The sequence below is a fragment of the Streptomyces sp. Z423-1 genome (genome assembly GCF_013009255.1).
Lineage (GTDB): Bacteria > Actinomycetota > Actinomycetes > Streptomycetales > Streptomycetaceae > Streptomyces > Streptomyces gossypiisoli.
In genome coordinates, this window is record NZ_CP053109.1 from 7,207,626 (window position 1) to 7,233,856 (window position 26,231).

At 70.4% G+C, this 26,231-nt stretch carries 18 protein-coding genes; 11 read left to right on the forward strand and 7 right to left on the reverse strand.

The window, feature by feature from the left end:
* Nucleotides 1-10: 10 nt before the first annotated feature.
* From uvrB to HJD23_RS32475, 4 genes are all read left to right on the forward strand, one after another.
* Entirely contained in the window at nt 11-2,161 is a 2,151-nt protein-coding gene (gene uvrB, locus HJD23_RS32460; protein WP_171109039.1) for an excinuclease ABC subunit UvrB, read from the forward strand.
* Between the two features lie 160 nt (nt 2,162-2,321).
* Nucleotides 2,322-2,900, forward strand: a complete 579-nt coding sequence (locus HJD23_RS32465; protein ID WP_171109037.1) for a TerD family protein — start codon at nt 2,322-2,324, stop codon at nt 2,898-2,900.
* A 55-nt stretch (nt 2,901-2,955) separates the two neighbouring features.
* Nucleotides 2,956-4,956 (forward strand): TerD family protein, encoded by a 2,001-nt coding sequence (locus tag HJD23_RS32470; RefSeq protein WP_171109035.1) that lies wholly within the window; start codon nt 2,956-2,958, stop codon nt 4,954-4,956.
* A 230-nt stretch (nt 4,957-5,186) separates the two neighbouring features.
* Nucleotides 5,187-6,188 carry a TerC family protein gene (locus HJD23_RS32475; protein ID WP_171109033.1) on the forward strand — a complete coding sequence of 334 codons (1,002 nt, stop codon included), beginning with the start codon at nt 5,187-5,189 and terminating at the stop codon, nt 6,186-6,188.
* A gap of 214 nt (nt 6,189-6,402) precedes the next feature.
* On the opposite strand, the gene HJD23_RS32480 is transcribed toward HJD23_RS32475, so the two are convergent.
* Together HJD23_RS32480 and HJD23_RS32485 are read right to left on the reverse strand one after the other, a co-directional pair.
* Entirely contained in the window at nt 6,403-7,719 is a 1,317-nt protein-coding gene (locus HJD23_RS32480; RefSeq protein ID WP_171109031.1) for an MFS transporter, read from the reverse strand.
* Nucleotides 7,720-7,780: 61 nt separating this feature from the next.
* On the reverse strand, nt 7,781-8,827 hold the full coding sequence (locus HJD23_RS32485; RefSeq protein WP_171109029.1) for a S66 peptidase family protein: 1,047 nt from the start codon (nt 8,825-8,827) through the stop codon (nt 7,781-7,783).
* A 100-nt stretch (nt 8,828-8,927) separates the two neighbouring features.
* Here HJD23_RS32485 and aroQ point away from each other — a divergent pair, with 100 nt between their 5' ends.
* Entirely contained in the window at nt 8,928-9,386 is a 459-nt protein-coding gene (gene aroQ, locus HJD23_RS32490) for a type II 3-dehydroquinate dehydratase (protein WP_171109027.1), read from the forward strand.
* Between the two features lie 227 nt (nt 9,387-9,613).
* Here aroQ and HJD23_RS32495 read toward each other — a convergent pair whose 3' ends face one another.
* Nucleotides 9,614-10,270, reverse strand: a complete 657-nt coding sequence (locus HJD23_RS32495; RefSeq protein ID WP_141308735.1) for an MBL fold metallo-hydrolase — start codon at nt 10,268-10,270, stop codon at nt 9,614-9,616.
* Between the two features lie 50 nt (nt 10,271-10,320).
* Nucleotides 10,321-11,004: a maleylpyruvate isomerase family mycothiol-dependent enzyme gene (locus HJD23_RS32500; RefSeq protein ID WP_171109025.1), complete on the reverse strand. Its 684-nt coding sequence runs from the start codon at nt 11,002-11,004 to the stop codon at nt 10,321-10,323.
* Nucleotides 11,005-11,228: 224 nt separating this feature from the next.
* Between HJD23_RS32500 and uvrA the strand changes: the two genes are divergently transcribed.
* The gene (gene uvrA, locus HJD23_RS32505) at nt 11,229-14,258 is read left to right on the forward strand and encodes an excinuclease ABC subunit UvrA (RefSeq protein WP_171109023.1); all 3,030 of its coding nucleotides are present in this window, start codon (nt 11,229-11,231) and stop codon (nt 14,256-14,258) included.
* 108 nt (nt 14,259-14,366) lie between these two features.
* On the opposite strand, the gene HJD23_RS32510 is transcribed toward uvrA, so the two are convergent.
* The 3 genes from HJD23_RS32510 to HJD23_RS32520 form a co-directional block, all read right to left on the reverse strand.
* Nucleotides 14,367-15,278: a carbohydrate kinase gene (locus tag HJD23_RS32510; RefSeq protein WP_171109021.1), complete on the reverse strand. Its 912-nt coding sequence runs from the start codon at nt 15,276-15,278 to the stop codon at nt 14,367-14,369.
* Complete coding sequence (locus HJD23_RS32515; RefSeq protein WP_171109019.1) at nt 15,275-16,306, reverse strand: LacI family DNA-binding transcriptional regulator; 1,032 nt, start codon at nt 16,304-16,306, stop codon at nt 15,275-15,277. The genes HJD23_RS32510 and HJD23_RS32515 overlap by 4 nt, the downstream gene beginning before the upstream one ends.
* 139 nt (nt 16,307-16,445) lie before the next feature.
* Entirely contained in the window at nt 16,446-17,453 is a 1,008-nt protein-coding gene (locus HJD23_RS32520; RefSeq protein ID WP_232108214.1) for a hypothetical protein, read from the reverse strand.
* Between the two features lie 302 nt (nt 17,454-17,755).
* Here HJD23_RS32520 and uvrC point away from each other — a divergent pair, with 302 nt between their 5' ends.
* From uvrC to HJD23_RS32545, 5 genes are all read left to right on the forward strand, one after another.
* The gene (gene uvrC / locus HJD23_RS32525) at nt 17,756-19,894 is read left to right on the forward strand and encodes an excinuclease ABC subunit UvrC (protein WP_171109018.1); all 2,139 of its coding nucleotides are present in this window, start codon (nt 17,756-17,758) and stop codon (nt 19,892-19,894) included.
* On the forward strand, nt 19,891-20,907 hold the full coding sequence (rapZ, locus tag HJD23_RS32530) for an RNase adapter RapZ (RefSeq protein WP_171109016.1): 1,017 nt from the start codon (nt 19,891-19,893) through the stop codon (nt 20,905-20,907). Before uvrC ends, rapZ begins: the two co-directional genes overlap by 4 nt.
* Nucleotides 20,904-21,971 carry a uridine diphosphate-N-acetylglucosamine-binding protein YvcK gene (gene yvcK, locus HJD23_RS32535; protein ID WP_171109014.1) on the forward strand — a complete coding sequence of 356 codons (1,068 nt, stop codon included), beginning with the start codon at nt 20,904-20,906 and terminating at the stop codon, nt 21,969-21,971. Before rapZ ends, yvcK begins: the two co-directional genes overlap by 4 nt.
* Nucleotides 21,962-22,951, forward strand: a complete 990-nt coding sequence (gene whiA, locus HJD23_RS32540; protein WP_141308751.1) for a DNA-binding protein WhiA — start codon at nt 21,962-21,964, stop codon at nt 22,949-22,951. Before yvcK ends, whiA begins: the two co-directional genes overlap by 10 nt.
* A 205-nt stretch (nt 22,952-23,156) precedes the next feature.
* Nucleotides 23,157-26,108, forward strand: coding sequence for a M14 family metallopeptidase (locus HJD23_RS32545; RefSeq protein ID WP_171109012.1), 2,952 nt, complete (start codon nt 23,157-23,159; stop codon nt 26,106-26,108).
* Nucleotides 26,109-26,231: the final 123 nt, after the last annotated feature.

Genomic DNA, 26,231 nt, shown 5'->3' on the forward strand with positions numbered 1-26,231 from the left:
GGTGGATTCCATGCGGCCCGTTTCCAACATCGAACGCACGGTGGCGCCCTTCGAGGTCGTCAGCCCCTACCAGCCGAGCGGCGACCAGCCGACGGCCATCGCCGACCTCGCCCGGCGCATCGAAGCCGGCGAGAAAGACGTCGTGCTCCTCGGCGCGACCGGCACCGGCAAGTCCGCCACCACCGCGTGGATGATCGAGAAGCTCCAGCGCCCCACCCTGGTGATGGCGCCGAACAAGACGCTGGCCGCCCAGCTGGCGAACGAGTTCCGCGAGCTGCTGCCGAACAACGCGGTCGAGTACTTCGTCTCGTACTACGACTACTACCAGCCCGAGGCCTACGTCCCGCAGTCGGACACCTACATCGAGAAGGACTCCTCGATCAACGAGGAGGTCGAGCGCCTGCGCCACTCGGCGACCAACTCGCTGCTCACCCGCCGTGACGTCGTCGTGGTCGCCTCGGTGTCCTGCATCTACGGCCTCGGTACGCCGCAGGAGTACGTCGACCGCATGGTCCCGCTCCGCGTCGGCGACGAGATCGACCGCGACCAGCTGCTGCGCCGCTTCGTCGACATCCAGTACACGCGCAACGACATGGCCTTCACCCGAGGCACCTTCCGGGTCCGCGGCGACACCATCGAGATCTTCCCGGTCTACGAGGAGCTGGCCGTCCGCATCGAGATGTTCGGCGACGAGATCGAGGCGCTGTGCACCCTGCATCCGCTCACGGGCGAGATCGTCAGCGACGACCAGCAGCTGTACGTCTTCCCGGCCTCCCACTACGTCGCGGGCCCCGAGCGCATGGAGCGGGCCATCAACGACATCGAGAAGGAGCTGGGGGAGCGGCTCGCCGAGCTGGAGAAGCAGGGCAAGCTCCTGGAGGCCCAGCGACTGCGGATGCGGACGACGTACGACATCGAGATGCTCCGCCAGATCGGCACCTGCTCCGGCGTGGAGAACTACTCGATGCACTTCGACGGCCGCCTCCCCGGCTCCCCGCCGAACACGCTGCTGGACTACTTCCCCGAGGACTTCCTCCTCGTCATCGACGAGTCGCACGTCACCGTGCCGCAGATCGGCGCCATGTACGAGGGCGACGCCTCCCGTAAACGCACCCTCGTGGAGCACGGGTTCCGGCTGCCCTCGGCCCTCGACAACCGCCCGCTGAAGTGGGAGGAGTTCCAGGAGCGCATCGGCCAGACCGTCTACCTGTCGGCCACCCCGGGCCAGTACGAGATGTCCCGCTCCGACGGCGTCGTCGAGCAGATCATCCGCCCCACCGGCCTGGTCGACCCGGAAGTCGTGGTCAAGCCCACCGAGGGCCAGATCGACGACCTGGTGCACGAGATCCGCACCCGCGTGGAGAAGGACGAGCGCGTCCTGGTCACCACGCTCACCAAGAAGATGGCCGAGGACCTCACCGACTACTTCCTGGAGCTCGGCATCCAGGTCCGCTATCTGCACAGCGACGTCGACACGCTGCGCCGCGTCGAACTGCTGCGTGAACTGCGTTCCGGCGAATTCGACGTCCTGGTCGGCATCAACCTCCTCAGGGAGGGCCTCGACCTGCCCGAGGTCTCCCTGGTGGCGATCCTCGACGCCGACAAGGAGGGCTTCCTGCGCTCCGGTACCTCGCTGATCCAGACCATCGGCCGCGCGGCGCGCAACGTCTCCGGCCAGGTCCACATGTACGCCGACAAGATCACCCCGGCGATGGAGAAGGCCATCGAGGAGACCAACCGCCGCCGGGAGAAGCAGATCGCGTACAACAAGGCGAACGGCGTCGACCCCCAGCCACTGCGCAAGAAGATCAACGACATCGTCGCCCAGATCGCGCGCGAGGACGTCGACACCGAGCAGCTGCTCGGCACGGGCTACCGCCAGTCCCGCAAGGACGGCCGCGGGACAAGGGCCCCCGTGCCCTCCCTGAAGGATCACGCCGTCAAGGACGTCAAGCCCACCAAGCGCGCCAAGGGCAAGGCCAAGGAGACCGTGCCGACCGACCGCCCGGCCGCGGAACTCGCCGAGCAGATCGAGGAGTTGACGGAGCGCATGCGCGCCGCCGCCGCGGACCTGCAGTTCGAGATCGCGGCACGGCTGCGCGACGAGGTGTCCGAGATGAAGAAGGAACTGCGCCAGATGAGGGAGGCCGGCCTGGCCTGATGGGCCGACGGGACCGCTGTGACGTCGCCGGGAACGCGCTGTGTTGCAAGACCGACACAAAGTACGGACGGGAGTGCGTCACTGTCAGTGCCCCTGCGTAGGGTGCTGGTCATCCGCGACTTCGCGGCAACAGGGGAATGCTCGAGAGGGGAATCAGCGCGTGACCGTCAACATGACCAAGGGTCAGGCCATCAGTCTGCAGAAGAACGACGGAGGCAGCCTGACCGCGGTGCGTATGGGTCTCGGCTGGCAGGCGGCCCCGCGGCGCGGCCTGTTCGGCTCGCGCACCCGGGAGATCGACCTTGACGCCTCCGCCGTCCTGTTCGCGGACAAGCAGCCGGTCGACGTCGTCTTCTTCCGCCACCTGGTGAGCGACGACGGCTCGGTGCGCCACACCGGCGACAACCTCGTCGGCGGTGTCGGCCAGGGCGGCGACGACGAGGCGATCCTCGTCGATCTGCAGCGCCTCCCGGTCCACATCGACCAGATCGTCTTCACCGTGAACTCCTTCACGGGCCAGACGTTCCAAGAGGTTCAGAACGCTTTCTGCCGCCTCGTCGACGAGACCAACGGCCAGGAACTCGCCCGCTACACGCTCGCCGGCGGCGGCGCCTACACGGCCCAGATCATGGCGAAGGTGCACCGCGCGGGCGCGGGCTGGTCCATGACGGCCCTCGGCACCCCGGCCAACGGCCGCACCTTCCAGGACCTGATGCCGTCGGTCCTGCCGCTCCTCTGAGACGGCGTACCTGGCGAGCGGCACACAACAACAGCCACACAGGGGGATTGAGGCGATGACGGCCGAGCTGGTGCGGGGGCAGAACCACCCGCTCTCCCAGGCCCGTCTGGAGATCAGGGTCTCGGCCGGCAAGCCGATCGTGGCCGTGGCCACGATCGGCGACGAGCAGGGCAAGGTCACGGACACGGAGCGGGTGGCCCACCCGGGCGCACCCACCCTGCCCGGACTGGAGGTGCCCCGCCAGGCGGCCGCCGCCCACCGCCTCGCGGTGGACCTGGACGCCATGCCGGACGCCGTGCACCGCGTCCATGTGCTGCTCGCCCTGCCCGCCGGCGCCGGGGGACCGGCCCGCTTCGGCGCCGTGGCCGCCCCCTTCGTCGCGGTCACCGGACTCGACGGTACCGAGGTTGCCAGCTACACCATCACCGGCCTGGAAACCGAGACGGCCGTCGTCGCCCTGGAGCTCTACCGCCGCCAGGGCGCCTGGAAGGTGCGCGCCGTCGGCCAGGGCTACGCCGGCGGCCTCGCCGAGCTCTTCACCGACCAGGGCCTGCCCCAGGCCCACCAACTCGCCGGTGCCATCCACGACGCCATCACCCAGGGCATGGCCCGCTCGGTGGCGGCGCCCCCGCCCCGTACGGCGGACGGCGACCGCACCCGCCAGGCGGCCGCACCCACCCTGGGCGCGGACCACGGCGGCTCGCCCTACGGCACCCAGACGCCGCAGGGCACGACGGGAGCACGTACGGACTACCCCGCAGGCTCCACGCCAGCCGCCCCCTCCGCCTCCAGCGACCCCTCCGCCCTCACCCAGCCGTCCGCGCCCACCGCGGGCGGCCCGATCGACTACAACCACCCCCGCCGCCGGAACTCCGCACCGCCCCCGCCTCCACCGACCGCGCCCCCTACGGTGCCCGGTCTGCCCGCTCAGCCCGTCGCGGGCGACGCGACCGGCTGGTCCATGGACGAGCGGCTCTACAACCAGGTGTGGGGCATGTTCGAGGACCTGGCCCGCACCACCGCCGCGTACCGCAGCGCCGTCGACTTCGCCGAGTCGCGCATGGACAAGGAGCTGGAGCAGGTCCTGTCCGACCCGCGCAGCCGGATCGGCGGGCAGGCCGACGCGGCGCGTGAGGAGGCCCGCGCCCGGCACGGCCGGCTCGTCGACGACGCCCGGCAGGCCCTCGACCGGGACGTCGCCCAGCTCGCCGCCGAGGCCGACGTCGTCGAACCGGCCCTGCCACCGGCGTACGCCCGCTGGGACAACCCCGTCTGGCACGGCTACCGCGTGCCGATGGAGATGCCCATGGCCCTGCGCCTGGGCGACCTGCATCTGCCGGAGTGCGCCGAGGTGCGGATACCGATGCTGGTCCGGCTGCCGCTGGAGCGGGGCCTGTGGATCGACAGCGGTCGTGCCGGGTCCGTCGACGGTTCGTTCCACGACGCGCACGACCTGCGGCGCGTGGCGATGGAGGCGGCGGTGGCCCATGTGGCGCGGCTGCTCGCCGTCCATCCGACGGGCGAGTTCACCGTGTACGTCATCGACCCGGCCGGTTCGGGAGCGCAGACGCTGGTACCGCTGGTGCAGAGCGGGGTGCTCGCGGCCCCGCCCGCGGTCGGTGCCGCGGGGGTGGCGGATGTCCTGGGCAAGCTCACCCAGCGGGTCGACCTGGTGCAGATGGCGGTGCGCGGCGGCGCGGCCGACGCCCTCCCGCCGGGCTTCGACACGTCCCAGAACCTGCTGGTGGTCAATGACTTCCCGCACGGTTTCGACGACCGGGCCGTCACGCAGCTGCGCTACCTGGCCGACGAGGGCCCGGCCGTCGGCGTCCACCTCATGATGGTCGCGGACCGTGAGGACGCCGCCGCGTACGGGCCGCTGCTCGACCCGCTGTGGCGTTCGCTGCTGCGACTGACTCCGGTGCCCGACGACCATCTCGCCGACCCGTGGGTGGGGCACGCCTGGACGTACGAGCCGTCGCTGGTGCCGCCCGGCAGTCAGGTGCTCCAGCGGGTGCTCGACCAGGTCGCCGCAGCACGTACCAAGCATCGGTAAAGCCAGGCTGATCAGGGGATTTGGGCCTTTCTTTGCCAAGTGCTTTACCTTTCCTTTGTGATTGGGGTACTGTTCTTCGTGCGGAGGGGAGTACTCCCTGACTACTGCGGCGTACCCGTCAATACGGATCAGGCCAGATCCCGGGGCGTCGGCCCACTTATGGGTGGAAGAGACCTCCGGCAGCGACGACGCTGACTGACTGTTTGCCGTTACGTACTGCCGGAGGCGCAGTGGAAGTTTCCGTGACCCTTTGGGTCCTGACCATCGTGGGACTCGCCGCGCTCATCGCGGTCGACTTCTTCATCGGACGCAAGCCCCACGACGTATCGATCAAGGAAGCCGGGACCTGGACCGTCGTCTGGATCGTCCTGGCCTGTCTCTTCGGCCTCGGCCTGCTCGTCTTCGGCGGCGGCCAGCCCGCCGGTGAGTTCTTCGCCGGCTTCATCACCGAGAAGTCGCTGAGTGTCGACAACCTCTTCGTCTTCGTCCTGATCATGGCGAAGTTCGCCGTGCCCTCGCAGTACCAGCAGCGGGTGCTGCTCATCGGCGTCCTCATAGCCCTGGTGCTGCGCGCGGTCTTCATCGCCGCGGGTGCCGCGATCATCGCGAGCTTCTCGTGGGTGTTCTACCTCTTCGGCGCCTTCCTGATCTGGACCGCCTGGAAGCTGATCCAGGAGGCCAGGGCCGACGCGGAGGACGAGGAGTACGAGGAGAACAAGCTCCTCAAGGCCGCCGAGCGCCGCTTCGGGGTCGCGGACAGCTACCACGGCACCAAGCTGTGGATCCAGCAGAACGGCAAGCGGGTCATGACCCCGATGCTGGTCGTGATGCTGGCCATCGGCACCACGGACGTGCTGTTCGCGCTCGACTCCATCCCGGCGATCTTCGGCCTCACACAGGACCCGTACATCGTCTTCACCGCCAACGCCTTCGCGCTGATGGGCCTCAGGCAGCTGTACTTCCTCATCGGCGGACTGCTGAAGAAGCTGGTCCACCTGTCGTACGGCCTGTCGATCATCCTCGGCTTCATCGGCGTCAAGCTGGTGCTGCACGCGCTGCACGAGTCCGGGGTCCACGTCCCGGAGATCAGCATCCCGTTCTCGCTCGGCGTGATCTGCACGGTCCTGGTCGTCACCACGATCACCAGCCTGATGGCCTCCCGGAAGCAGGCGGCGGCCGAGGCGGCGCAGGAGCGCAGCGAAGATGCTTCGAAGGACAGCGTCGACGTCTGACCACCCCGGACAGAGCGACAACCGTCGCCGGAGCGGTGCTCGGTGAAGTGCCGAGCACCGCTTCCGTGCTGCGCTGATCTTCATCTGGGGCCGGGATGTGCCACGTGCGGTCGTCGTACCGATGACGGTCGTCGTCGCGGGCGCGGTCCTCGCCGCCGTGCACCACGCCGAAGTGGTCACTCACCGGGTCGCGAACCAGGGCGCGAGCCGTACGTCAGCCCGCAGCCGCCTCAGCCTTCGCCTCCGCCGCGCGCACCCGCACGGGCCGCGTCTCCGGAAGCAACGCGAAGCACCCCAGGCTGAGCAGCGCGATACCGGTCAGATAGGCGCCCACACTCCATGGCACCCGGCCGCCCTGTTCGGCCAGCGCCGTCGCCGCGATCGGGGTGAGCGCGCCCCCGACAACGCCGCCGAGGTTGTAGCCGACCGCGGCGCCCGTGCAGCGCACCCGGGGCTCGTACAGCTCCGGCAGATACGCGGCGATCACCCCGAACATCGTGACGAACGAGACCAGCGCGACCAGGAAGCCGAGGAAGATCAGCAGCGGGGCGCCGGTCGCGAGCAGCGCGACCATCGGGAACATCCACAGCGCGGCCGCGGCACACCCGATCAGACACAGTGGCCGCCGCCCGTAGCGGTCGCCGAGCACCGCCGCCAGCGGCGTCAGCGCCCCCTTCATCACCACCGCGGCCATGACGCAGGTCAGCATGACGGTACGGCTCACCCCGAGCCGTTCCGTGGCGTAGGCGAGCGACCAGGTGGTCACGGCGTAGAAGATCGCGTACCCGACGGCGAGCGCTCCGGCGGTCAGCAGGACCAGCCGCCAGTGGTCGCGCACGACCTCGGCCAGCGGCACGCGCGCGTAGTCGTCGATTGCGAGGAAGCTGGGGCTCTCGGTGAGCGACGACCGCAGCCACAGCCCCACCAGGGCCAGCACCCCGGCGGCCCAGAACGGCACCCGCCAGCCCCATGCGGCGAACTGGGCGTCGGTCAGCGTCGCCGACAGCGTCAGCATCGCGCCGTTGGCGAGTACGAAGCCCACCGGGGGTCCCACCTGCGGGAAGCTCGACCACAGTCCACGCCGGTCGGCCGGCGCGTGCTCCGCGGTGAGCAGTACGGCCCCGCCCCACTCGCCGCCGAGCCCGAGCCCTTGCAGAAAGCGCAGGACGAGCAGCAGCACGGGGGCGGCCACACCCATCGTGTCGTACGACGGTACACAGCCGACCGCGACCGTCGACGCACCGGTGAGCAGCAGCGAGCCGACGAGGACCGGTCGCCGCCCGTGCCGGTCCCCGATGTGCCCGAACAGGACGGAGCCCAGCGGCCGCGCCACGAAGCCCACGCCGAACGTGGCGAAGGCGGCCAGCGTCCCCGCCAGCGGCGAGAACGTGGGAAAGAACAGCGGCCCCAGGACCAGCGCCGCCGCGGTCCCGTAGACGAAGAAGTCGTAGAACTCGATGGCCGTCCCGGCGAGCGAGGCGGCCGCGAGCCGCAGCATGGAGGGCGTCTTTACTGTGCGTACGTCGTGCATGCCGCGTCAACTACCCACAGTGACCGCGAGTTACGGGGGCGCGCGGGAGTGATCGTCCCCGTCAGTACGTGACTGTGATGCGCCGGGCGGGCCCGTCGACGCGCACCAGGCCGCCGTACGGGATCACGAGCTGTGGATCGGTGTGCCCGAAGTCCACGTCGAAGACGATCGTGGTGTCGGGGGCGTATGCCCGCATGGCGCGCAGGACGGCCTCACGCTGCTCTGCGGCGTAACGGGCGGCATCTTCCGGGCTGTTGGGGCGTACGAAGGACCACGTCTTCGCACGGCCCATCAGGAGCGCCGAGAAGCGCTGGAGAAGCCCGCGCTCGCCCATGTTCCGCAGGGTACGGAAGACCTCCCTGCCGCTCGGCATCTCCTCCGAGGTCTCCAGCAGCAGCACCCCGCCGTCGAACTCCGAGAGGTCACGTGGGATCTCCCGGTCGGCCATCAGCAGCCAGCCGAGGATCTCCAGACAGCCGCCCCAACTGCGGCCCTCCGCCACTCGGTCGGGGTTCACCCAGGCCCAGCCGTTGCCGGGCCGCGTCTCCGGTTCGGCGTCGAAGGTCGCCGGGTCCGCCCAGTCGCGGTTGACGTCGTTCCAGCGGTCGGCGGGCTTCAACTCGTACTCACCCGACGTGAACAGGGCAGCACGCAGCGACTCCGCCGTGAGCGAGTCCATGGCGACCGGGCGGCCCAGCGCGGTCATCACGGTCGCGCCGTGATAGCCGACGATTCCGGTGTTGCGCAGGAACATCAGCAGGTTCGTGTTGTCGCTCATCCCGAAGAACGGCTTCGGGTTCGCGCGGATCAACTCCCTGTCCAGCAGCGGCAGTACGGTGATCTGGTCGTCACCGCCGATCGAGGCGATGACCGCTTTGATGTCCGGGTCGGCGAACGCGGCGTGGATGTCGTCGGCCCGCTCCTGCGGCGTGGAGCCCATCTGGCGGGTCGCCGGGTACTCGACCGGTTCGAGCTCGTAGTCCTTGCGCAGCCGCTCCAGGCCCAGCTCGAAGGGGCGCGGGAAAAGCCCGGGCAGGCCCGCGCCGGGCGAGATGACGGCGATGCGGTCGCCGGGGGAGGGCTTGGGAGGGTACGAGATGGTGGTCATGAACGGAGACTATGGAGATCGCGTGGTCCATGCATCGTGATAAACCGGGGTCTGAGCAGCGGTCATCGACGGACCGCCCGACCCCTGGACCGGAGGAACCGTGCCCCGCACCCTGGCCAACGCCCCGATCATGATCCTCAACGGCCCCAACCTGAACCTGCTCGGCCAGCGTCAGCCCGAGATCTACGGCTCCGAGACCCTGGCCGACGTCGAGGCCCTGTGCGCGAAGGCGGCGGCCGCGCACGGCGGCACGATCGACTTCCGGCAGTCCAACCACGAGGGCGAGTTGGTGGACTGGATCCACGAAGCGCGGCTCAACCACTGCGGGATCGTCATCAACCCCGGCGCCTACTCGCACACGTCCGTCGCCATCCTGGATGCGCTCAACACCTGTGACGGCATGCCCGTGTTGGAGGTCCACATCTCCAACATCCACCAGCGGGAGTCGTTCCGGCACCACTCGTACGTCTCGCTGCGCGCCGACGGGGTCATCGCGGGATGCGGCGTGCAGGGGTACGTGTTCGGGGTGGAGCGGGTCGCGGCGCTGCTCCGGGCCTAGCCCCGTAAGGGAGTTGCCCCGAGCGGACGGGTTGCCTGGGCCGCCGGCCGAGGGCGGGGATCGAGGGACCGGCGGCCCATACCGCGCGGGTGCTGTCGTCCCGCGCGGGGCTGCTTCCAGTTGACCGCGCAACCACGCGTGTGGGGAGCGCGCGCAAGGCACCGGCGTGTGCAGAGCATTCACACGGGGCGCGTGATGCCCAACTCGCGCCCCTGGACCTTAGGGGTTCACCACCCGCGCGCGTGCCACTCCGGCAGATGCGGCCGCTCCGCGCCGAGCGTGGTGTCGTTGCCGTGCCCCGGGTAGACCCACGTCTCGTCCGGGAGCACGTCGAAGATCTTCGTCTCGACGTCGTGGATCAGACTGGCGAACGCCTTCGGGTCCTTACGGGTGTTGCCCACCCCGCCCGGGAAGAGGCAGTCGCCCGTGAACACGTGCGGATGCCCGTGCGGGTCGTCGTAGACCAGGGCGATCGAACCCGGCGTGTGCCCGACCAGATGGCGCGCGGTGAGCTCCACGCGCCCCACCCGGATGGTGTCCCCGTCGTCGACCAGGACATCGGTCGGCACCGGGATGCCGGGGGCGTCGTCGCGGCCCGCGTAGGTGCGGGCGCCCGTGGCCGCGACGACCTGGGCGAGCGCCTGCCAGTGGTCGCCGTGCTGGTGCGTGGTGACGACGGACGCGATGCCGTCGTCACCGATCATGCCGAGCAGCGCGTCCGCGTCGTTGGCCGCGTCGATCAGCAACTGCTCGTCGGTGGCCCGGCAGCGCAGCAGATAGGTGTTGTTGTCCATCGGGCCCACCGCGATCTTGGTGATCATCAGGTCCTTGAGCTCGTGCACGTCCGCCGGGCCGCCGACCGTCACCTGTCCGCTGTACGTCATACCGGTCAGTCTAGGGCGGAAGGCGTACGGCGAGCAGGGCAGCGGCGCCGCTACAGCGGGGGCAGCGACGGCAGCGGTCCGCCCTCGACGGTCAGCCCGGAGCCGTCCCGGCGCCCGGCGAGCCAGCCCAGCAGGTCGGCCGGGGAGCCCGTGACGGTGATCTCGGCCTCGCCCGCCCGGCCCGTGCTCCACGCGCGCGTGCCGTCCGTCAGACGGGTGTGCGGTACGTCGGGGTGGCCGGTGAACCGGTCGGCGAGGAAGTCGATCTCCCGCTCCGTGAACTCCGCCGGCAGGTCCTCCAGCTCGTAGCCGATGCCGAGGTCCACGTGATGCAGCTCGACCTCGACCCAGCGGCGGAACGGCACCCGGGACGCGGAGTCGGTCACGCCGTTGCGCAGCTCCACCGTGCGCGACCAGTCGGCGGGCACGGCCGCCGCCTCCTGGAAGCCGGCCGCGCTCTCCCGGACGTCGGCGAGCTGGTCGTCGAGGGGGCGCGGGGCGTCCCGCTCGATGTCGGCGTCCCGGGCCTCGCCGGAGACGTACATGGGACGGCCTTCGAGGACGTTCACGAGGGCGTCCGCGTTGCGGGCCAGATGGGCGAGTACATGACCGCGACTCCAGCCGGGGAGCCGTGACGGTTCCGTCACGGCCGCGTTGTCCATCTTGGCCACTGCGGTGAGCAGCCGTTCCGTCGCGTCCCGTACAGACGCCAGGTCACGCGCGTGATCAGTCATGATGCCGACCCTAGCCCCGCCACACCTTCGGGTGAAGGTGGTGAACCCCGGCCGTTAATCGAATGCGCGTGCTATATGGTCGACGGTGGCGTCGGGCATGCTGGAGGGCCGGGGATTGTTATGCAACCCGGGAATCCGACCGGCGTTGTCAGTGGCTCCCCCTAGTCTGAGAACGCACGGGGGCCCCGCCCCTGTCACTTCTCTCAAGAAAGGTGCGGACCGGCGTGGCCGACCGTCTCATCGTCCGTGGCGCGCGCGAGCACAACCTGAAGAACGTCTCGCTCGACCTGCCACGCGACTCGCTCATCGTCTTCACGGGCCTGTCGGGGTCGGGCAAGTCCTCCCTGGCCTTCGACACCATCTTCGCCGAGGGCCAGCGGCGCTACGTGGAGTCGCTCTCCTCGTACGCCCGCCAGTTCCTGGGCCAGATGGACAAGCCGGACGTCGACTTCATCGAAGGCCTGTCCCCGGCGGTCTCCATCGACCAGAAGTCGACCTCGCGCAACCCGCGCTCGACGGTCGGCACCATCACCGAGGTCTACGACTACCTGCGTCTGCTCTTCGCGCGCATCGGCAAGCCGCACTGCCCCGAGTGCGGCCGCCCGATCTCGCGCCAGTCGCCGCAGGCCATCGTCGACAAGGTCCTGGAGCTGCCGGAGGGGAGCCGCTTCCAGGTGCTGTCGCCGCTGGTGCGCGAGCGCAAGGGGGAGTTCGTCGACCTCTTCGCCGATCTCCAGACCAAGGGGTACAGCCGTGCGCGGGTGGACGGCGAGACGGTCCAGCTCTCCAACCCGCCCACCCTGAAGAAGCAGGAGAAGCACACCATCGAGGTGGTCGTCGACCGCCTCACGGTCAAGGACTCCGCCAAGCGCCGGCTCACGGACTCCGTGGAGACCGCCCTCGGCCTGTCCGGCGGCATGGTCGTGCTCGACTTCGTCGACCTCCCCGAGGACGACCCCGAGCGCGAGCGCATGTACTCGGAGCACCTGTACTGCCCGTACGACGACCTGTCCTTCGAGGAGCTGGAGCCGCGCTCCTTCTCCTTCAACTCGCCCTTCGGCGCCTGCCCCGAGTGCACCGGCATCGGTACGCGCATGGAGGTCGACCCCGAGCTGATCGTCCCGGACGAGGACAAGTCCCTCGACGAGGGCGCGATCCACCCCTGGTCGCACGGGCACACCAAGGACTACTTCGGCCGCCTGATCGGCGCCCTCGCGGACGCGTTGGGATTCCGGACCGACATCCCCTTCGCGGGCCTGCCGCAGCGCGCGAGGAAGGCCCTGCTGTACGGCCACAAGACACAGATCGAGGTCCGCTACCGCAACCGGTACGGCCGCGAGCGGGTGTACACCACGCCCTTCGAAGGCGCCGTCCCCTTCGTCAAGCGCCGGCACAGCGAGGCCGAGAGCGACGCCAGCCGCGAGCGCTTCGAGGGCTATATGCGCGAGGTGCCCTGTCCCACCTGCGAGGGCACGCGCCTGAAGCCGATCGTCCTCGCGGTCACGATCATGGAGAAGTCGATCGCCGAGGTCTCCGCCATGTCGATCAGCGACTGCGCGGAGTTCCTGGGCGAGCTGAAGCTCAGCGCGCGCGACAAGAAGATCGCCGAGCGCGTGCTGAAGGAGGTCAACGAACGCCTGCGGTTCCTGGTCGACGTCGGCCTGGACTACCTCTCGCTGAACCGCGCGGCCGGCACCCTGTCCGGCGGCGAGGCCCAGCGCATCCGCCTGGCCACGCAGATCGGCTCCGGCCTCGTCGGCGTGCTGTACGTCCTCGACGAGCCGTCCATCGGCCTGCACCAGCGGGACAACCACCGCCTGATCGAGACCCTGGTCCGGCTGCGCGACATGGGCAACACGCTCATCGTCGTCGAGCACGACGAGGACACCATCAAGGTCGCCGACTGGGTCGTCGACATCGGCCCCGGCGCGGGCGAGCACGGCGGCAAGGTCGTGCACAGCGGCTCGTTGAAGGAGCTGCTCGCCAACGAGGAGTCGCAGACGGGCCAGTACCTCGCCGGGAAGAAGTCCATCCCGGTGCCGGACATCCGGCGGCCGCGCGACCCGTCCCGCCGGCTCACGGTGCACGGCGCCCGGGAGAACAACCTCCAGGACATCGATGTGTCCTTCCCGCTGGGTGTGTTCACCGCGGTCACGGGCGTGTCCGGCTCCGGCAAGTCGACGCTGGTCAACGACATCCTGTACACGCACCTGGCCCGCGAGCTGAACGGCGCGCGGAACGTGCCCGGGCGGCACACACGCGTGGACGGCGACGACCTCGTCGACAAGGTCGTGCACGTCGACCAGTCGCCCATCGGCCGCACCCCGCGGTCGAACCCGGCGACGTACACCGGCGTCTTCGACCACATCCGCAAGCTGTTCGCCGAGACCACCGAGGCGAAGGTCCGCGGCTACATGCCGGGTCGTTTCTCCTTCAACGTCAAGGGCGGCCGCTGCGAGAACTGCGCGGGCGACGGCACGATCAAGATCGAGATGAACTTCCTCCCGGACGTCTACGTCCCGTGCGAGGTGTGCCACGGCGCCCGCTACAACCGGGAGACCCTGGAGGTCCACTACAAGGGCAAGTCCATCTCCGAGGTCCTGAACATGCCGATCGAGGAAGCCATGGACTTCTTCGAGGCCGTCCCGGCGATCAACCGCCACCTCAAGACGCTGAACGACGTCGGTCTCGGCTACGTCCGCCTCGGCCAGTCGGCGACCACCCTCTCCGGTGGTGAGGCCCAGCGCGTGAAGCTCGCCAGCGAGCTCCAGAAGCGCTCCACCGGACGCACCGTCTACGTCCTCGACGAGCCGACCACCGGCCTGCACTTCGAGGACATCAGCAAGCTGCTGAGGGTCCTGTCCGGCCTGGTCGACAAGGGCAACACGGTCATCGTCATCGAGCACAACCTCGACGTGATCAAGACCGCCGACTGGGTCGTCGACATGGGCCCCGAGGGCGGCGCGGGCGGTGGCCTCGTGGTGGCGGAGGGCACGCCGGAGGAGGTCGCCGCGGTGTCCACCAGCCACACCGGCAAGTTCCTGAGGGAGATCCTCGGCGCCGACCGGATCAGCGACGCCGCCGCGGTGCCGGCCCCGCGCAACACTGCCGCCAAGAAGACGGTGGCGGCCAGGACGCCGGCGAGGAAGACGGCGACGGCTAAGGCGGTCAACAACACGTCGACGAAGAAGGCGGCCGCGGTGACCAAGAAGGTCACGCCCGCCAAGAAGGCGACGCGGGCTCGGAAGGCCTGAGGGCCTCGGCAGGCCTGAGGGCCGCTTGCCGAGAGCTACGTCAATGGGCGGTGCCCTGCGGGAACTCCCGTAGGGCACCGCCCATGACCCAGTGGTGCCGACCGACCTCTACAGCTCACCCAGCTCCGACGCATACGGCGGCTCCGCCCCCGCCCGCGAGCAGGTGATCGCCGCCGCGCGGGCCGCGAACCGCAGCAGGCGGGTCCAGGCGTCGGCGTCGAGCGTGGCCAGGGCCTCGGAGGACAGGGCGTTCCAGGCGGACAGGCCGTGCAGCAGCGCCGCGTTGACCGTGTCACCGGCGCCGATCGTGTCCACCACCTCGACCCGTTCACCCGGCACGGAGTGTTCCCCACCGTCCCGGGTGAAGACGGTCAGCCCATCGCCACCCCGGGTGATCACCACCGCCGAGGGCCCCGCCGCCAGCCACTCGCTCGGCGTACCGCCCAGCCACCCCGCGTCGTCCTCGGAGAGCTTCAGCAGCGTCACCGAGGGCAGCCAGCCCAGGAACCGGGCCCGGTAGGCGTCCGCGTCGGGGATCAGCCCGGCCCTGATGTTGGGGTCGAGCGCGGTGAACGCGCCCTGCGCGGCCGCGGTGCGCATCAGGTTCTCGTAGGCGCTCGCCCCCGGCTCCAGAACCAGCGAACAGGTGCCGAAGGACACCGCGCGGGTGCCGGCGGGGAGGCGGTCCGGGGCCGTGAACAGCCGGTCGGCGGAGCCGTCGACGTAGAAGGAGTAGGCCGCCGAGCCGTTCCCGTCGATCGTCGCGACCGCCAGCGTGGTCGGCTCCGGGCCGCGCTGCACGGCCGACACGTCCACGCCGGCCTTGCGCAGCCCGTCGAGCAGGGCTTCACCGAAGGCGTCGGAGGAGGTACGGGAGCAGAAGGCCGTGGGGGAACCGAGCCGGCCGAGAGCCACGGCCGTGTTGTAGGGACCGCCGCCGAGGGCGGGCCGCAGTCCGGCGAGGGCGCCCGGGCCCTGCGGTACCAGGTCGATCAGGGCCTCACCGGCGACGACGATCACGAGTCGGGTCCTTTCTCGGGGCAGCCGCAGGACGTGCGGTGGACGAAGGTGCAGGGCAGCCGCACGGTCCGGGCGGGCCGGTCCGGAGCGGCGAGGCGTTCCAGGAGGACCCGCACGGCCTGGGCGCCGAGGTCCTTGCTGGGCTGGGCGATCGCGGTGAGCCGCGGTGAGAACAGATCCGCCCAGGCGAAGTCGTCGAAGCAGCACAGCGCGATGTCGCCGGGCACGGACAGACCCCGCTCACGCAGCGCGCGCAGGGCGCCGATGGTCATGGCGTTGTTGGCGGTGACCAGGGCCGTGGGCGGCGCGGCGAGCGAGAGGAGAGCGGCGGTGGCCTCCGCGCCGCCGGCCGACTCGGAGTCGCCGTGCACGACGAGCCGCTCGTCGTGGGGGAGCCCGGCGGCGGCAAGACCGTGCCGGTATCCGGTGATCCGCTCGGCGGTCGTACTCAACCCACGGCGGCCCGCGACCAACCCGATACGGCGGTGGCCCAGCTCGGTGAGGTGCGTGACCAGGCTCGCCACCGGCTCCGTGCTCTCCGCGCAGATCTGGTCGAAGCGCGGCGTGCCGCTCGCCGGATCGTCGACCACGCGGTCCAGGAGCACGGTCGGCACCTTGTGCCGGTGCAGGTAGGAGAGCAGTTCGCGGGGGTACGAGGACGGGGCGACGATCAGGCCGTCCACGCGCCGCTCGTGCAGCAGCTGGACGACCTTGCGCTCGTGCTCCGGGTCGTCGTGCGGGTCGGCGATGAGGAGGCTGTAGCCCTGCTCCAGGGCGGTCGCCTCGACGCCCTGGAGGATCTCGGTGAAGTACGGGTTGCTGATGGCCGACACCGCGAGGCCGATCGAGCGGGTGCGGGCGGTCACCAGGGAGCGGGCCAGGGTGTTCGGGGTGTAGCCGAGGTGGTCGATGGCGTCCAGGACGGCCTGGCGGGTCTGCGGGAGGACCGGCCGGGTGCCGTTCAGCACGTGCGAGACGGTCGCCACAGAGACCCCGGCGCTGCGCGCCACGTCCGCCATCGTCGCCATGCTGTCCCCTTTCCTGGCGGGGACCGTATCCCATTCAGCGGCTCACGTAAACGCTTGCGCAAACGTTTACGTCACCCGGCCAGCCACCACCCGCCCCTCACCGGGCCACCCGGCCACCCGTCACTCGACCACCCACCCCTCACCCGGCACCGCCCCACTCCCACCCGATCCCCACGATCCCTGCCCGCACCCGCGGCTCCACCAGGTGCACCGAGTGATGCCGTCCGGTCAGCGGCAGATCCTGGTGCCCGCTGCGCGGAGCCGCCGCCGACTGCTGGGTGAACCGGTGACAGCGCACCGGCAGGGCGTTCTCGTCGAACCGCACCTGAAGGGCGTACTGGCCGCCGGCCGGCCCGAAGCCGCGGACGTACTCACGTGACACGCCCCCCGTGCCGTCCTCGACGCCGTAGCGGAAGAGGAAGGTGTCGCCGCCCCGCAGCCGGGTGTCGAAGAGCAGCTCCGCGACCAGGACGCCGGTCTCGTGGTGCCAACGGACGCGTCCGGTGCGGCAGTTCTCCAGGGCGTGCACGGTCATGCGGTCCGGCGCGCACCCGGGGTCGCCGTGGTGGACGGCCACGAAGCGGTCGACGCCGTCCCGGTGCGCGCGCACGACGTGGTGCGACTCGCACCCCAGCAGTTCGCGGCGCGCCCCGATCCGCACCCGCTCGTGGTGCCCGAGCATGTGCAGCCCGCCGTCGAGCGGTGCGCCCAGCTCGGCGAGGAGCCGTTCCAGGACGCCCGAGGCCTCGACGAGGGACCGGTAGGAGCGGCCCTCGGGGCGGCGCGCGGACGCGCGGTCGGCGGCTGTCTCGGCGAGCAGCCGGATCAGTGACTCCTCCGGGAGCTGGAGGATCTCCTCCAGGGCCCGGACGGCGCGCAGCGACTCGGGGCGCTGGGGGCGGCGGGCGCCCTGCTGCCAGTAACTCAGGCTCGTGACGCCCACTTTCACGCCGTACCGCGTCAGATGGTGCTGCACCCGCTGCAACGGCAGTCCGCGAGCGGCTATCGCGGCGCGCAGCGCGACGTGGAAGGGGCCGCCGCGCAGGGCCGTGTCCAGTTCGGAGTCCAGCTGTGTGTCCAGCTGTGTGTCCAGCTCCGTGTCCGGTTCCGCGGGGACGACGTCCGCGTGCGGTGTGGCGTGCGGCATGCAGGGGCCTTTCTGTGCTGGAGCACAACGGTCGCTCAGTCCGTTCGCGCAGGTCGTCCGGGTCACCCGGGCGGCGTCGGGCCATCTGCACATCCCTACGACGCCGTTCACGGTCCCGAGTTCCTCCGCATTGAAGCGTGTTGACCATGCCTCGACAACACCTGAAGCCCAACCGTGGTGCGCTCGTGGCCGAGGTTCGACCGGTGCCCCACGACTGATCGACCACCGGATCTCCCGGCGGTGCGGTGGGCGTTGTCCACAGGCCCGCCGGAGTGTCACTGCTCGCCAGTAGGGTGTGAGACATGGCCGATCCCTCCAGCTACCGCCCCAGGCCGGGAGACATCCCGGACTCCCCAGGGGTGTACCGGTTCCGTGACGAGCACCGCCGGGTGATCTACGTCGGAAAGGCGAAGAGCCTGCGCCAGCGTCTGGCCAACTACTTCCAGGATCTGGCCGGCCTGCACCCGCGCACCCGGAGCATGGTCACCACGGCCGCGTCCGTGGAGTGGACGGTGGTGTCCACGGAGGTCGAGGCACTACAGCTGGAGTACTCCTGGATCAAGGAGTACGACCCCCGGTTCAACGTCAAGTACCGCGACGACAAGAGCTACCCGTACCTCGCGGTGACGATGAACGAGCAGTACCCGCGCGTGCAGGTGATGCGCGGCCACAAGAAGAAGGGCGTGCGCTACTTCGGGCCGTACGCGCACGCGTGGGCCATCCGGGACACGGTCGACCTGCTGCTGCGCGTCTTCCCCGTGCGCACCTGCTCGACCGGCGTCTTCAAGAACGCCCACCGCACCGGCCGCCCCTGTCTGCTCGGCTACATCGGCAAGTGCTCCGCGCCCTGCGTCGGCCGGATCTCCGACGAGGACCACCGGGAGCTGGCGGAGGAGTTCTGCGACTTCATGACCGGCCGCACGGGCACGTACCTGCGCCGTCTGGAGAAGCAGATGGCGGAGGCGGCCGAGGAGCTGGAGTACGAGCGAGCGGCCCGGCTGCGTGACGACATCGAGGCCCTGAAGAAGGCCATGGAGAAGAACGCGGTCGTGCTCGCGGACGCGACCGACGCCGACCTGATCGCCGTGGCCGAGGACGAGCTGGAAGCGGCCGTGCAGATCTTCCACGTCCGCGGCGGCCGCGTGCGCGGCCAGCGCGGCTGGGTCACCGACAAGGTCGAGGAGATCACCACGGGCGCCCTGGTGGAGCACGCCCTGCAGCAGCTGTACGGGGAGGAGACCGGCGACGCGGTCCCCAAGGAGGTCCTCGTCCCGGCGCTGCCCGACCCGGTGGAGCCGGTACAGGAGTGGCTGACCGTGCGCCGGGGTTCGAACGTCTCGCTGCGCATCCCGCAGCGCGGCGACAAGAAGGCCCTGATGGAGACCGTGCAGCGCAACGCCCTCCAGGCACTCGCGCTGCACAAGACCAAGCGCGCCTCCGACCTGACCACGCGCTCGCGCGCGCTGGAGGAGATCGCCGACGCCCTGGACCTGGACAGCGCCCCGCTGCGGATCGAGTGCTACGACATCTCGCACCTCCAGGGCGACGACGTGGTGGCCTCCATGGTCGTCTTCGAGGACGGGCTGCAGCGCAAGAGCGAGTACCGCCGGTTCCAGATCAAGGGCTTCCGAGGGCAGGACGACGTCCGCTCGATGCACGAGGTGATCACCCGCCGCTTCCGGCGCTATCTCGCCGAGAAGGAGAAGACGGGCGAGTGGGCCGACGGTGAGCCGGGCCTCACAAGCGGCCACACGGACGGCGCCACCGTCGACGGCGGCGCCAATGGGGACGGCGGCGCCAACGGGGACACGAACGGCCTCATCAGCTCCCTCACCGAGGACGACGGCCGCCCCAAGCGCTTCGCCTACCCCCCGCAGCTGGTCGTCGTCGACGGCGGGCAGCCGCAGGTCGCCGCCGCCCAGCGGGCCCTGGACGAGCTGGGCATCGACGACATCGCCGTGTGCGGCCTCGCCAAGCGCCTGGAGGAGGTCTGGCTGCCCGGCGAGGACGACCCGGTCATCCTGCCCCGCACCAGCGAGGGCCTCTACCTGCTGCAACGCGTCCGCGACGAGGCGCACCGGTTCGCGATCAGCTACCAGCGCAGCAAGCGCGCCAAGCGCATCCGCTCCAGCCCCCTGGACGACGTACCGGGGCTCGGCGAGACCCGCAAACAGGCGCTGATCAAGCATTTCGGGTCGGTGAAGAAGCTGCGCGCCGCGACCATCGACCAGATCTGCGAGGTGCCGGGCATAGGTCGCAAGACGGCCGAGACGATCGCCGTGGCGCTCGCCCGGACGGCTCCGGCCGCACCCGCCGTGAACACGGCGACTGGAGAAATCATGGATGACGTGGAGGACGGGGCACCCGAGACGACGGCGGGTACCCCAGGGGAGCCCGTGCCCACGGGCGCCCCGGACGAGCGACGGGGGCAGGAGAGATGAGCGAGTACGACAAGCAGTCCACAGCCCAGCGAGATCAGGAAACCGAGGAAACTCACAAGGTGACCGACGAGGATGGCACCCGGCAGGACGCGCCTCAGGGCGACGGAGCACAGGTGGGTACGGGCAGCGAAGCAGGCGGGGTGCCCGAAGCGGCCATCCCCGAACTGGTGATCATCTCGGGCATGTCCGGAGCCGGACGCTCGACGGCCGCGAAGTGCCTGGAGGACCTCGGCTGGTTCGTGGTCGACAACCTTCCGCCCGCGCTGATCCCCACCATGGTGGAGCTCGGTGCCCGCTCGCAGGGCAACGTGGCGCGGATCGCGGTCGTCGTCGACGTACGCGGCCGGCGCTTCTTCGACAACCTGCGCGAGTCCCTCGCCGACCTCGACACCCGCGGGGTCACCCGGCGGATCGTCTTCCTGGAGTCCTCGGACGAGGCCCTGGTGCGCCGCTTCGAGTCGGTGCGCCGCCCGCACCCCCTCCAGGGCGACGGCCGGATCGTCGACGGCATCGCGGCCGAGCGGGAGCTGCTGCGCGAGCTGCGCGGCGACGCCGACCTGGTGATCGACACCTCCAGCCTCAACGTGCACGAGCTGCGCGCCAAGATGGACGCCCAGTTCGCGGGCGAGGAGGAGCCGGAGCTGCGGGCCACCGTCATGTCCTTCGGCTACAAGTACGGCCTGCCGGTCGACGCCGACCTCGTCGTCGACTGCCGCTTCCTGCCCAACCCGCACTGGGTCCCGGAGCTGCGCCCCTTCACCGGCCTCAACGACGAGGTGTCGGGCTATGTCTTCAACCAGCCCGGCGCGAAGGAGTTCCTCGACCGGTACGCCGAGCTGCTCCAGCTCATCGCGGCCGGTTACCGGCGCGAGGGCAAGCGGTACGTGACCATCGCGGTCGGCTGCACCGGCGGCAAGCACCGCTCGGTCGCGATGTCGGAGAAGCTCGCCGCGCGCCTGGCGGCCGAGGGTGTGGAGACGGTGGTCGTGCACCGGGACATGGGACGGGAATGACGGGACGTACGTTGCGGCTGAGCCGGCTGCGCAGGGTCACCCCCGAGGGGCGGGGCGGCCGGCTCGCCGAGTCCCGGGGCGGCCGGGCGCGCCGCCGGGGCACCCAGCCCAAGGTGGTCGCCCTCGGCGGCGGCATGGGACTGTCCGCCTCGCTCGCCGCGCTGCGCCGGATCACCGGCGACCTCACCGCCGTCGTCACCGTGGCCGACGACGGCGGCTCCAGCGGCCGGCTCCGCGACGAGCTGGGCGTGCTGCCGCCCGGCGATCTGCGCAAGGCACTGGCCGCGCTGTGCGGCGACGACGACTGGGGCCAGACCTGGGCCCGCGTCATCCAGCACCGCTTCCAGTCCAAGGGCGAACTGCACGACCACGCGGTCGGCAACCTGCTGATCGTCGCCCTGTGGGAGCAGCTCGGCGACCATGTCCTCGCCCTCGACCTGGTCGGCAAGCTGCTCGGCGCGCACGGGCGGGTGCTGCCCATGTCCGCCGTGCCGCTGGAGCTCCAGGCGCTGGTCAGGGGGCACGACAGGGAGCGGCCCGACGACATCGACACCGTCCGGGGACAGGCGAACGTCGCCCTGACCCCCGGCGAGGTGCAGTCCGTGCACCTGGTGCCGAACGACCCGCCCGCCGTGCCGGAGGCCGTCGAGGCGGTGCTGGACGCGGACTGGGTGGTGCTCGGCCCCGGCTCCTGGTTCTCCTCGGTCATCCCGCACCTGCTCGTGCCCAAGCTGCTGGACGCCCTGACCGAGACGAAGGCCCGCCGGGTACTCTCGCTGAACCTCGCCCCGCAGCCCGGAGAAACCGAGGGCTTCTCCCCGCAGCGTCATTTGGAGGTTTTGGGACGACACGCCCCTAAACTCGCCCTGGACGTGGTGCTGGCCGACGAGGCCGCCGTGCCCGACCGCGACTTGCTGACCGACGCCGCCAAGCGTTTCGGGGCCGCGGTCGAGCTGGCGCCGGTGGCCCGGACGGACGGGAGTCCGCGGCACGACCCGGAGCTGCTGGCCGCCGCGTACGACCGTATTTTTCGGATGCATGGAAGGATCGGCCCATGGCGATGACGGCAGCGGTGAAGGATGAGATCTCCCGGCTCCCCGTCACCCGGACCTGCTGCAGGAAGGCGGAGGTCTCCGCCATTCTGCGGTTCGCCGGCGGCCTTCACCTGGTCAGCGGGCGCATCGTGATCGAGGCGGAGCTGGACACCGCGATGGCGGCGCGGCGGCTCAAGCGGGACATCCTGGAGATCTTCGGGCACAGCTCGGAACTGATCGTGATGGCTCCGGGTGGCTTGCGGCGCGGTTCGCGGTACGTCGTCCGGGTCGTCGCCGGTGGCGATCAGCTGGCCCGGCAGACCGGCCTGGTCGACGGCCGGGGCCGCCCGATCCGGGGCCTGCCCCCGCAGGTGGTCTCAGGGGCCACCTGTGACGCCGAGGCGGCCTGGCGCGGCGCGTTTCTGGCGCACGGTTCGCTCACCGAGCCCGGTCGCAGCTCCTCCCTTGAGGTGACCTGCCCGGGCCCCGAGGCCGCGCTCGCCCTGGTCGGCGCCGCCCGCCGCCTGTCGATCGCCGCGAAGGCCCGCGAGGTGCGGGGCGTGGACCGGGTCGTCGTCCGGGACGGTGACGCGATCGGCGCGCTGCTCACCCGGCTCGGCGCCCACGAGTCGGTGCTGGCCTGGGAGGAGCGGCGGATGCGCCGCGAGGTCCGGGCCACCGCCAACCGGCTCGCCAACTTCGACGACGCCAACCTGCGCCGCTCCGCCCGCGCGGCCGTCGCCGCCGGTGCCCGTGTCCAACGCGCCCTGGAGATCCTCGGTGACGACGTCCCCGAGCACCTCGCCGCGGCCGGTCGGCTGCGCATGGAACACAAGCAGGCCTCGCTGGAGGAGCTGGGTGCGCTGGCCGACCCGCCGCTGACCAAGGACGCCGTCGCGGGACGTATCCGCCGCCTGCTCGCCATGGCCGACAAGCGCGCGTCCGACCTGGGGATCCCGGGCACGGAGGCCAACCTCACCGAGGAACTGGCCGACAACCTCGCGGGGTGACCCTGCCCGGGCAGGGGCGACCCGAAGGGTCGGGGTGACCTGGGGCCAGGGGAGACCTGAAGGCCCATCAAGACGCCGGTGAAGACGCCCACCTGGGTGGTCGACACCGGCGTTCGCGTGTCATGAGGCGGTCTTGACTTGACCATGCCCTGTCATGAGCCTGGCATCCACTCGCCACCGTGGCGAACCACCGCAAGGGGGGCTCATGAGACGAAGAGCGAGATCGATCCTCGCCGCCGGCGCGCTCCTGCTGGGCGGCCTCACCCTGGCACCCTTGGCCCAGGCGGACGAGAAGGCATCCGACCCCGACACCGAAGAGGTCAAGGTCTTCCGCGCCGACGTCACCCAGCAGCAGGTACCCCTGCTGCTGGCCACCGGACAGGACAGTCACGAACTCGGCGAACAGATCCCCGACAAGGGCACCGCCACCGTCGAGGTCTACCTCACCGACAAACAGGCCGCCAAGCTCCAGAAGCAGGGCATCGACCTCAAGGAGCACAGGCTCTCGGCGCAGGCACAGGCACGCGTGACCGCCGCGGGCGAGGGCGTCTTCCGGCCGTACAGCGGCAAGGGCAACCTCAAGGAGGAGATCCTCAGGACCGGTCAGGAGCACCCGTCCCTGACCAAGGTGGTCTCCATCGGCAAGTCCCTCCAGGGCCAGGACATCCTCGCCCTCAAGCTCACCAAGAACGCCAGAAAGACCAAGGACGGCGCCAAGCCCTCCGTCCTCTATCTGTCCAACCAGCACGCACGCGAGTGGATCACCCCGGAGATGACCCGGCGGCTGATGCACCACTACCTGGACAACTACGCCACCGACAAGCGCATCAAGAAGATCGTCGACACCACCGAACTGTGGTTCGTCATCTCCGCCAACCCCGACGGCTACGACTGGACGCACCACCCCGACGGCGACCGCCAGTGGCGCAAGAACATGCGCGACAACAACGGCGACGGCCACTACACCATCGGCGACGGCGTCGACCTCAACCGCAACTTCGCCTACAAGTGGGGCTACGACGACGAGGGTTCGTCCCCTTACCCCACCAGCCAGACCTACCGCGGCCCGGGCCCGAACTCCGAGCCGGAGACCAAGGCGCTGGACGCCTTCTTCCAGCGCATCGGCTTCGAGTACGGCATCAACTACCACTCCGCCGCCGAGCTGATCCTCTACGGCGTCGGCTGGCAGGTCGCCACGCCCACCCCGGACGACGTCCTCTACGAGTCCCTCGCCGGCACGCCCGAGAACCCGGCCGTCCCCGGCTACCACCCGCAGCTCTCCTCCGAGCTGTACACCACCAACGGCGAGACCGACGGCCACGCGGCCAACCTGCACGGCGCGGCCATGTTCACGCCCGAGATGTCGACCTGTCAGACCGTCTCCAACGCCGACCCGGACGACGCCTGGGAGGCCGCCGACTGCGCGTCGATCTTCACCTTCCCGGACGACGAGAAGCTCATCCAGCAGGAGTTCGAGAAGAACATCCCGTTCGCGCTCTCCGTCGCCGAGTCCGCCGCCCGCCCCGACCAGCCCAGGTCCTCGGTCGGCATCGACGCCCCCGACTTCACGCCCGCGCCGTTCACCACGTCGTACGCGCGCGACGCCGACCAGGAGGTCTCCGTCGTCGTACGCAAGTCCGTGCGCGACAAGGAGCTCAAGTACCGCGTCAACGGCGGCCGTACGCACGACATGCGGCTTCGGCCCTGGCGGGGCGGCGAGACGTACGGCGGTGAGGACAACCTCTACTTCGACGAGTACCGGGCGAAGGTCGACGACGGCGACCCCGGAGACACGGTCGAGGTCTGGTTCACCGGCAGGACGAAGTCAGGAAAGCGCACCGAGAGCGAGCACTTCACCTACACGGTCGCCGAACGGCCGCGCGCCGATGTGCTCGTCGTCGCCGAGGAGGGCGCGCCCGCCACCCAGGCGCAGACGTACGTCGACGCGCTGAAGGCCAACGGGGAACGGGCCGTCGTCTGGGACGTCGCCACCCAGGGCGCGCCGGACGCGCTCGGGGTGCTGAAGCACTTCGACACGGTCGTCCACTACACCGGCGCCGCCCGCCCGGGCGTCGCCACCCAGCTCGCACTGCGCGCCTACCTCAACGAGGGCGGCAAGCTGATCGAGGCGGGCGAGACGGCCGGCGGCTCGGTCGACCTCGGCGGGGGCACCCTGTCGAACGACTTCAGCCAGTACTACCTGGGCGCCCACACCCGTACGTCCCTGCCGGACGTCACCGGCTTCACCGGCACCGGCAGGCTGGCGGGCGTCACGGGAACCCTCGGCGACGCGCCCGGCAACCCGCTGGACACCGCCGGATCGTTCGGCGTCACCTCCGACACCCTGCCCGTGGAGACGTTCCCGCAGTTCGAGAGCGCCGGCGCGGGCCAGTACCCGGGGACCGTCAACCCGTACGGCCCGTACGAAGGCGCGTCCATGGCGGCCGTCACGCACTCCGACTACGCCTGGAACCGTCTGACCCGCACCATCGACCTCACCTCGGTGAGCGCGGCCGACGCCCCGACCCTGCGCACCCGGCTGCTGTGGAACACGGAGGAGGGCTACGACCACGCCGTCCTGGAGGCGCACACGGCCGGGGCCGACGACTGGACCACGCTCCCGGAGAAGAACGGCGCCACCGGCACCGCCGTACCCACCGAGTGCGAGGCCGGCTACTTCATCCAGGCGCACCCGGCGCTCAAGCGGTATCTGACCCTCGGCGAGGGCGGCTGCACGCCCACCGGGACCAGCGGCTCCTGGAACAGCTTCACCGGTGCCTCCGACGGCTGGCAGCAGGTCGAGTTCGACCTGTCCGCGTACGCCGGGAAGACGGTCGAGGTCTCCCTCAGCTACGTCACCGACCCCGGCTCCGGCGGCCACGGCGTCCTCGCCGACAACGCCGCCGTCGTCATCGGCGGCACGGCGGGACAGACCGACGGCTTCGAGACCTCGCTCGGCGCCTGGAGCACCGCCGGACCGCCCGCGGGCAGCCCGGCGGTGGTCAAGGACTGGGGTCTGTCCGGGGAACTGTTCAAGACATATGGAGCGGTCACCACCGACGACACGGTGCTGCTCGGTTTCGGCCTGGAACACGTCACCGCGGCGGCCGACCGCAGGGACCTGATCGGCGAGGCGCTCACCGCGCTCGACGACTGAACACCAGGTCAACGACCGCCCACTGTCCGTAGTGAAATCGGGTGATCGGGTCGCACGGCCCGGGCGGTCCGTACCCCTACTGGCGGGTACGGACCGCACTGCCGTGTATGGGCCATCTCGATG

Bases quoted from the DNA above. Each gene is read 5' to 3' on its own strand.
- whiA (WP_141308751.1), top strand. From the start codon at position 21,962: ATGGCGATGACGGCAGCGGTGAAGGATGAGATCTCCCGGCTCCCCGTC.
- HJD23_RS32515 (WP_171109019.1), bottom strand. From the start codon at position 16,306: ATGGCGACGATGGCGGACGTGGCGCGCAGCGCCGGGGTCTCTGTGGCG.
- HJD23_RS32500 (WP_171109025.1), bottom strand. From the start codon at position 11,004: ATGACTGATCACGCGCGTGACCTGGCGTCTGTACGGGACGCGACGGAA.
- HJD23_RS32470 (WP_171109035.1), top strand. From the start codon at position 2,956: ATGACGGCCGAGCTGGTGCGGGGGCAGAACCACCCGCTCTCCCAGGCC.
- uvrB (WP_171109039.1), top strand. From the start codon at position 11: ATGCGGCCCGTTTCCAACATCGAACGCACGGTGGCGCCCTTCGAGGTC.
- HJD23_RS32545 (WP_171109012.1), top strand. From the start codon at position 23,157: ATGAGACGAAGAGCGAGATCGATCCTCGCCGCCGGCGCGCTCCTGCTG.
- HJD23_RS32495 (WP_141308735.1), bottom strand. From the start codon at position 10,270: ATGACGTACAGCGGACAGGTGACGGTCGGCGGCCCGGCGGACGTGCAC.
- HJD23_RS32480 (WP_171109031.1), bottom strand. From the start codon at position 7,719: ATGCACGACGTACGCACAGTAAAGACGCCCTCCATGCTGCGGCTCGCG.
- uvrC (WP_171109018.1), top strand. From the start codon at position 17,756: ATGGCCGATCCCTCCAGCTACCGCCCCAGGCCGGGAGACATCCCGGAC.
- HJD23_RS32485 (WP_171109029.1), bottom strand. From the start codon at position 8,827: ATGACCACCATCTCGTACCCTCCCAAGCCCTCCCCCGGCGACCGCATC.
- HJD23_RS32520 (WP_232108214.1), bottom strand. From the start codon at position 17,453: ATGCCGCACGCCACACCGCACGCGGACGTCGTCCCCGCGGAACCGGAC.
- yvcK (WP_171109014.1), top strand. From the start codon at position 20,904: ATGACGGGACGTACGTTGCGGCTGAGCCGGCTGCGCAGGGTCACCCCC.
- rapZ (WP_171109016.1), top strand. From the start codon at position 19,891: ATGAGCGAGTACGACAAGCAGTCCACAGCCCAGCGAGATCAGGAAACC.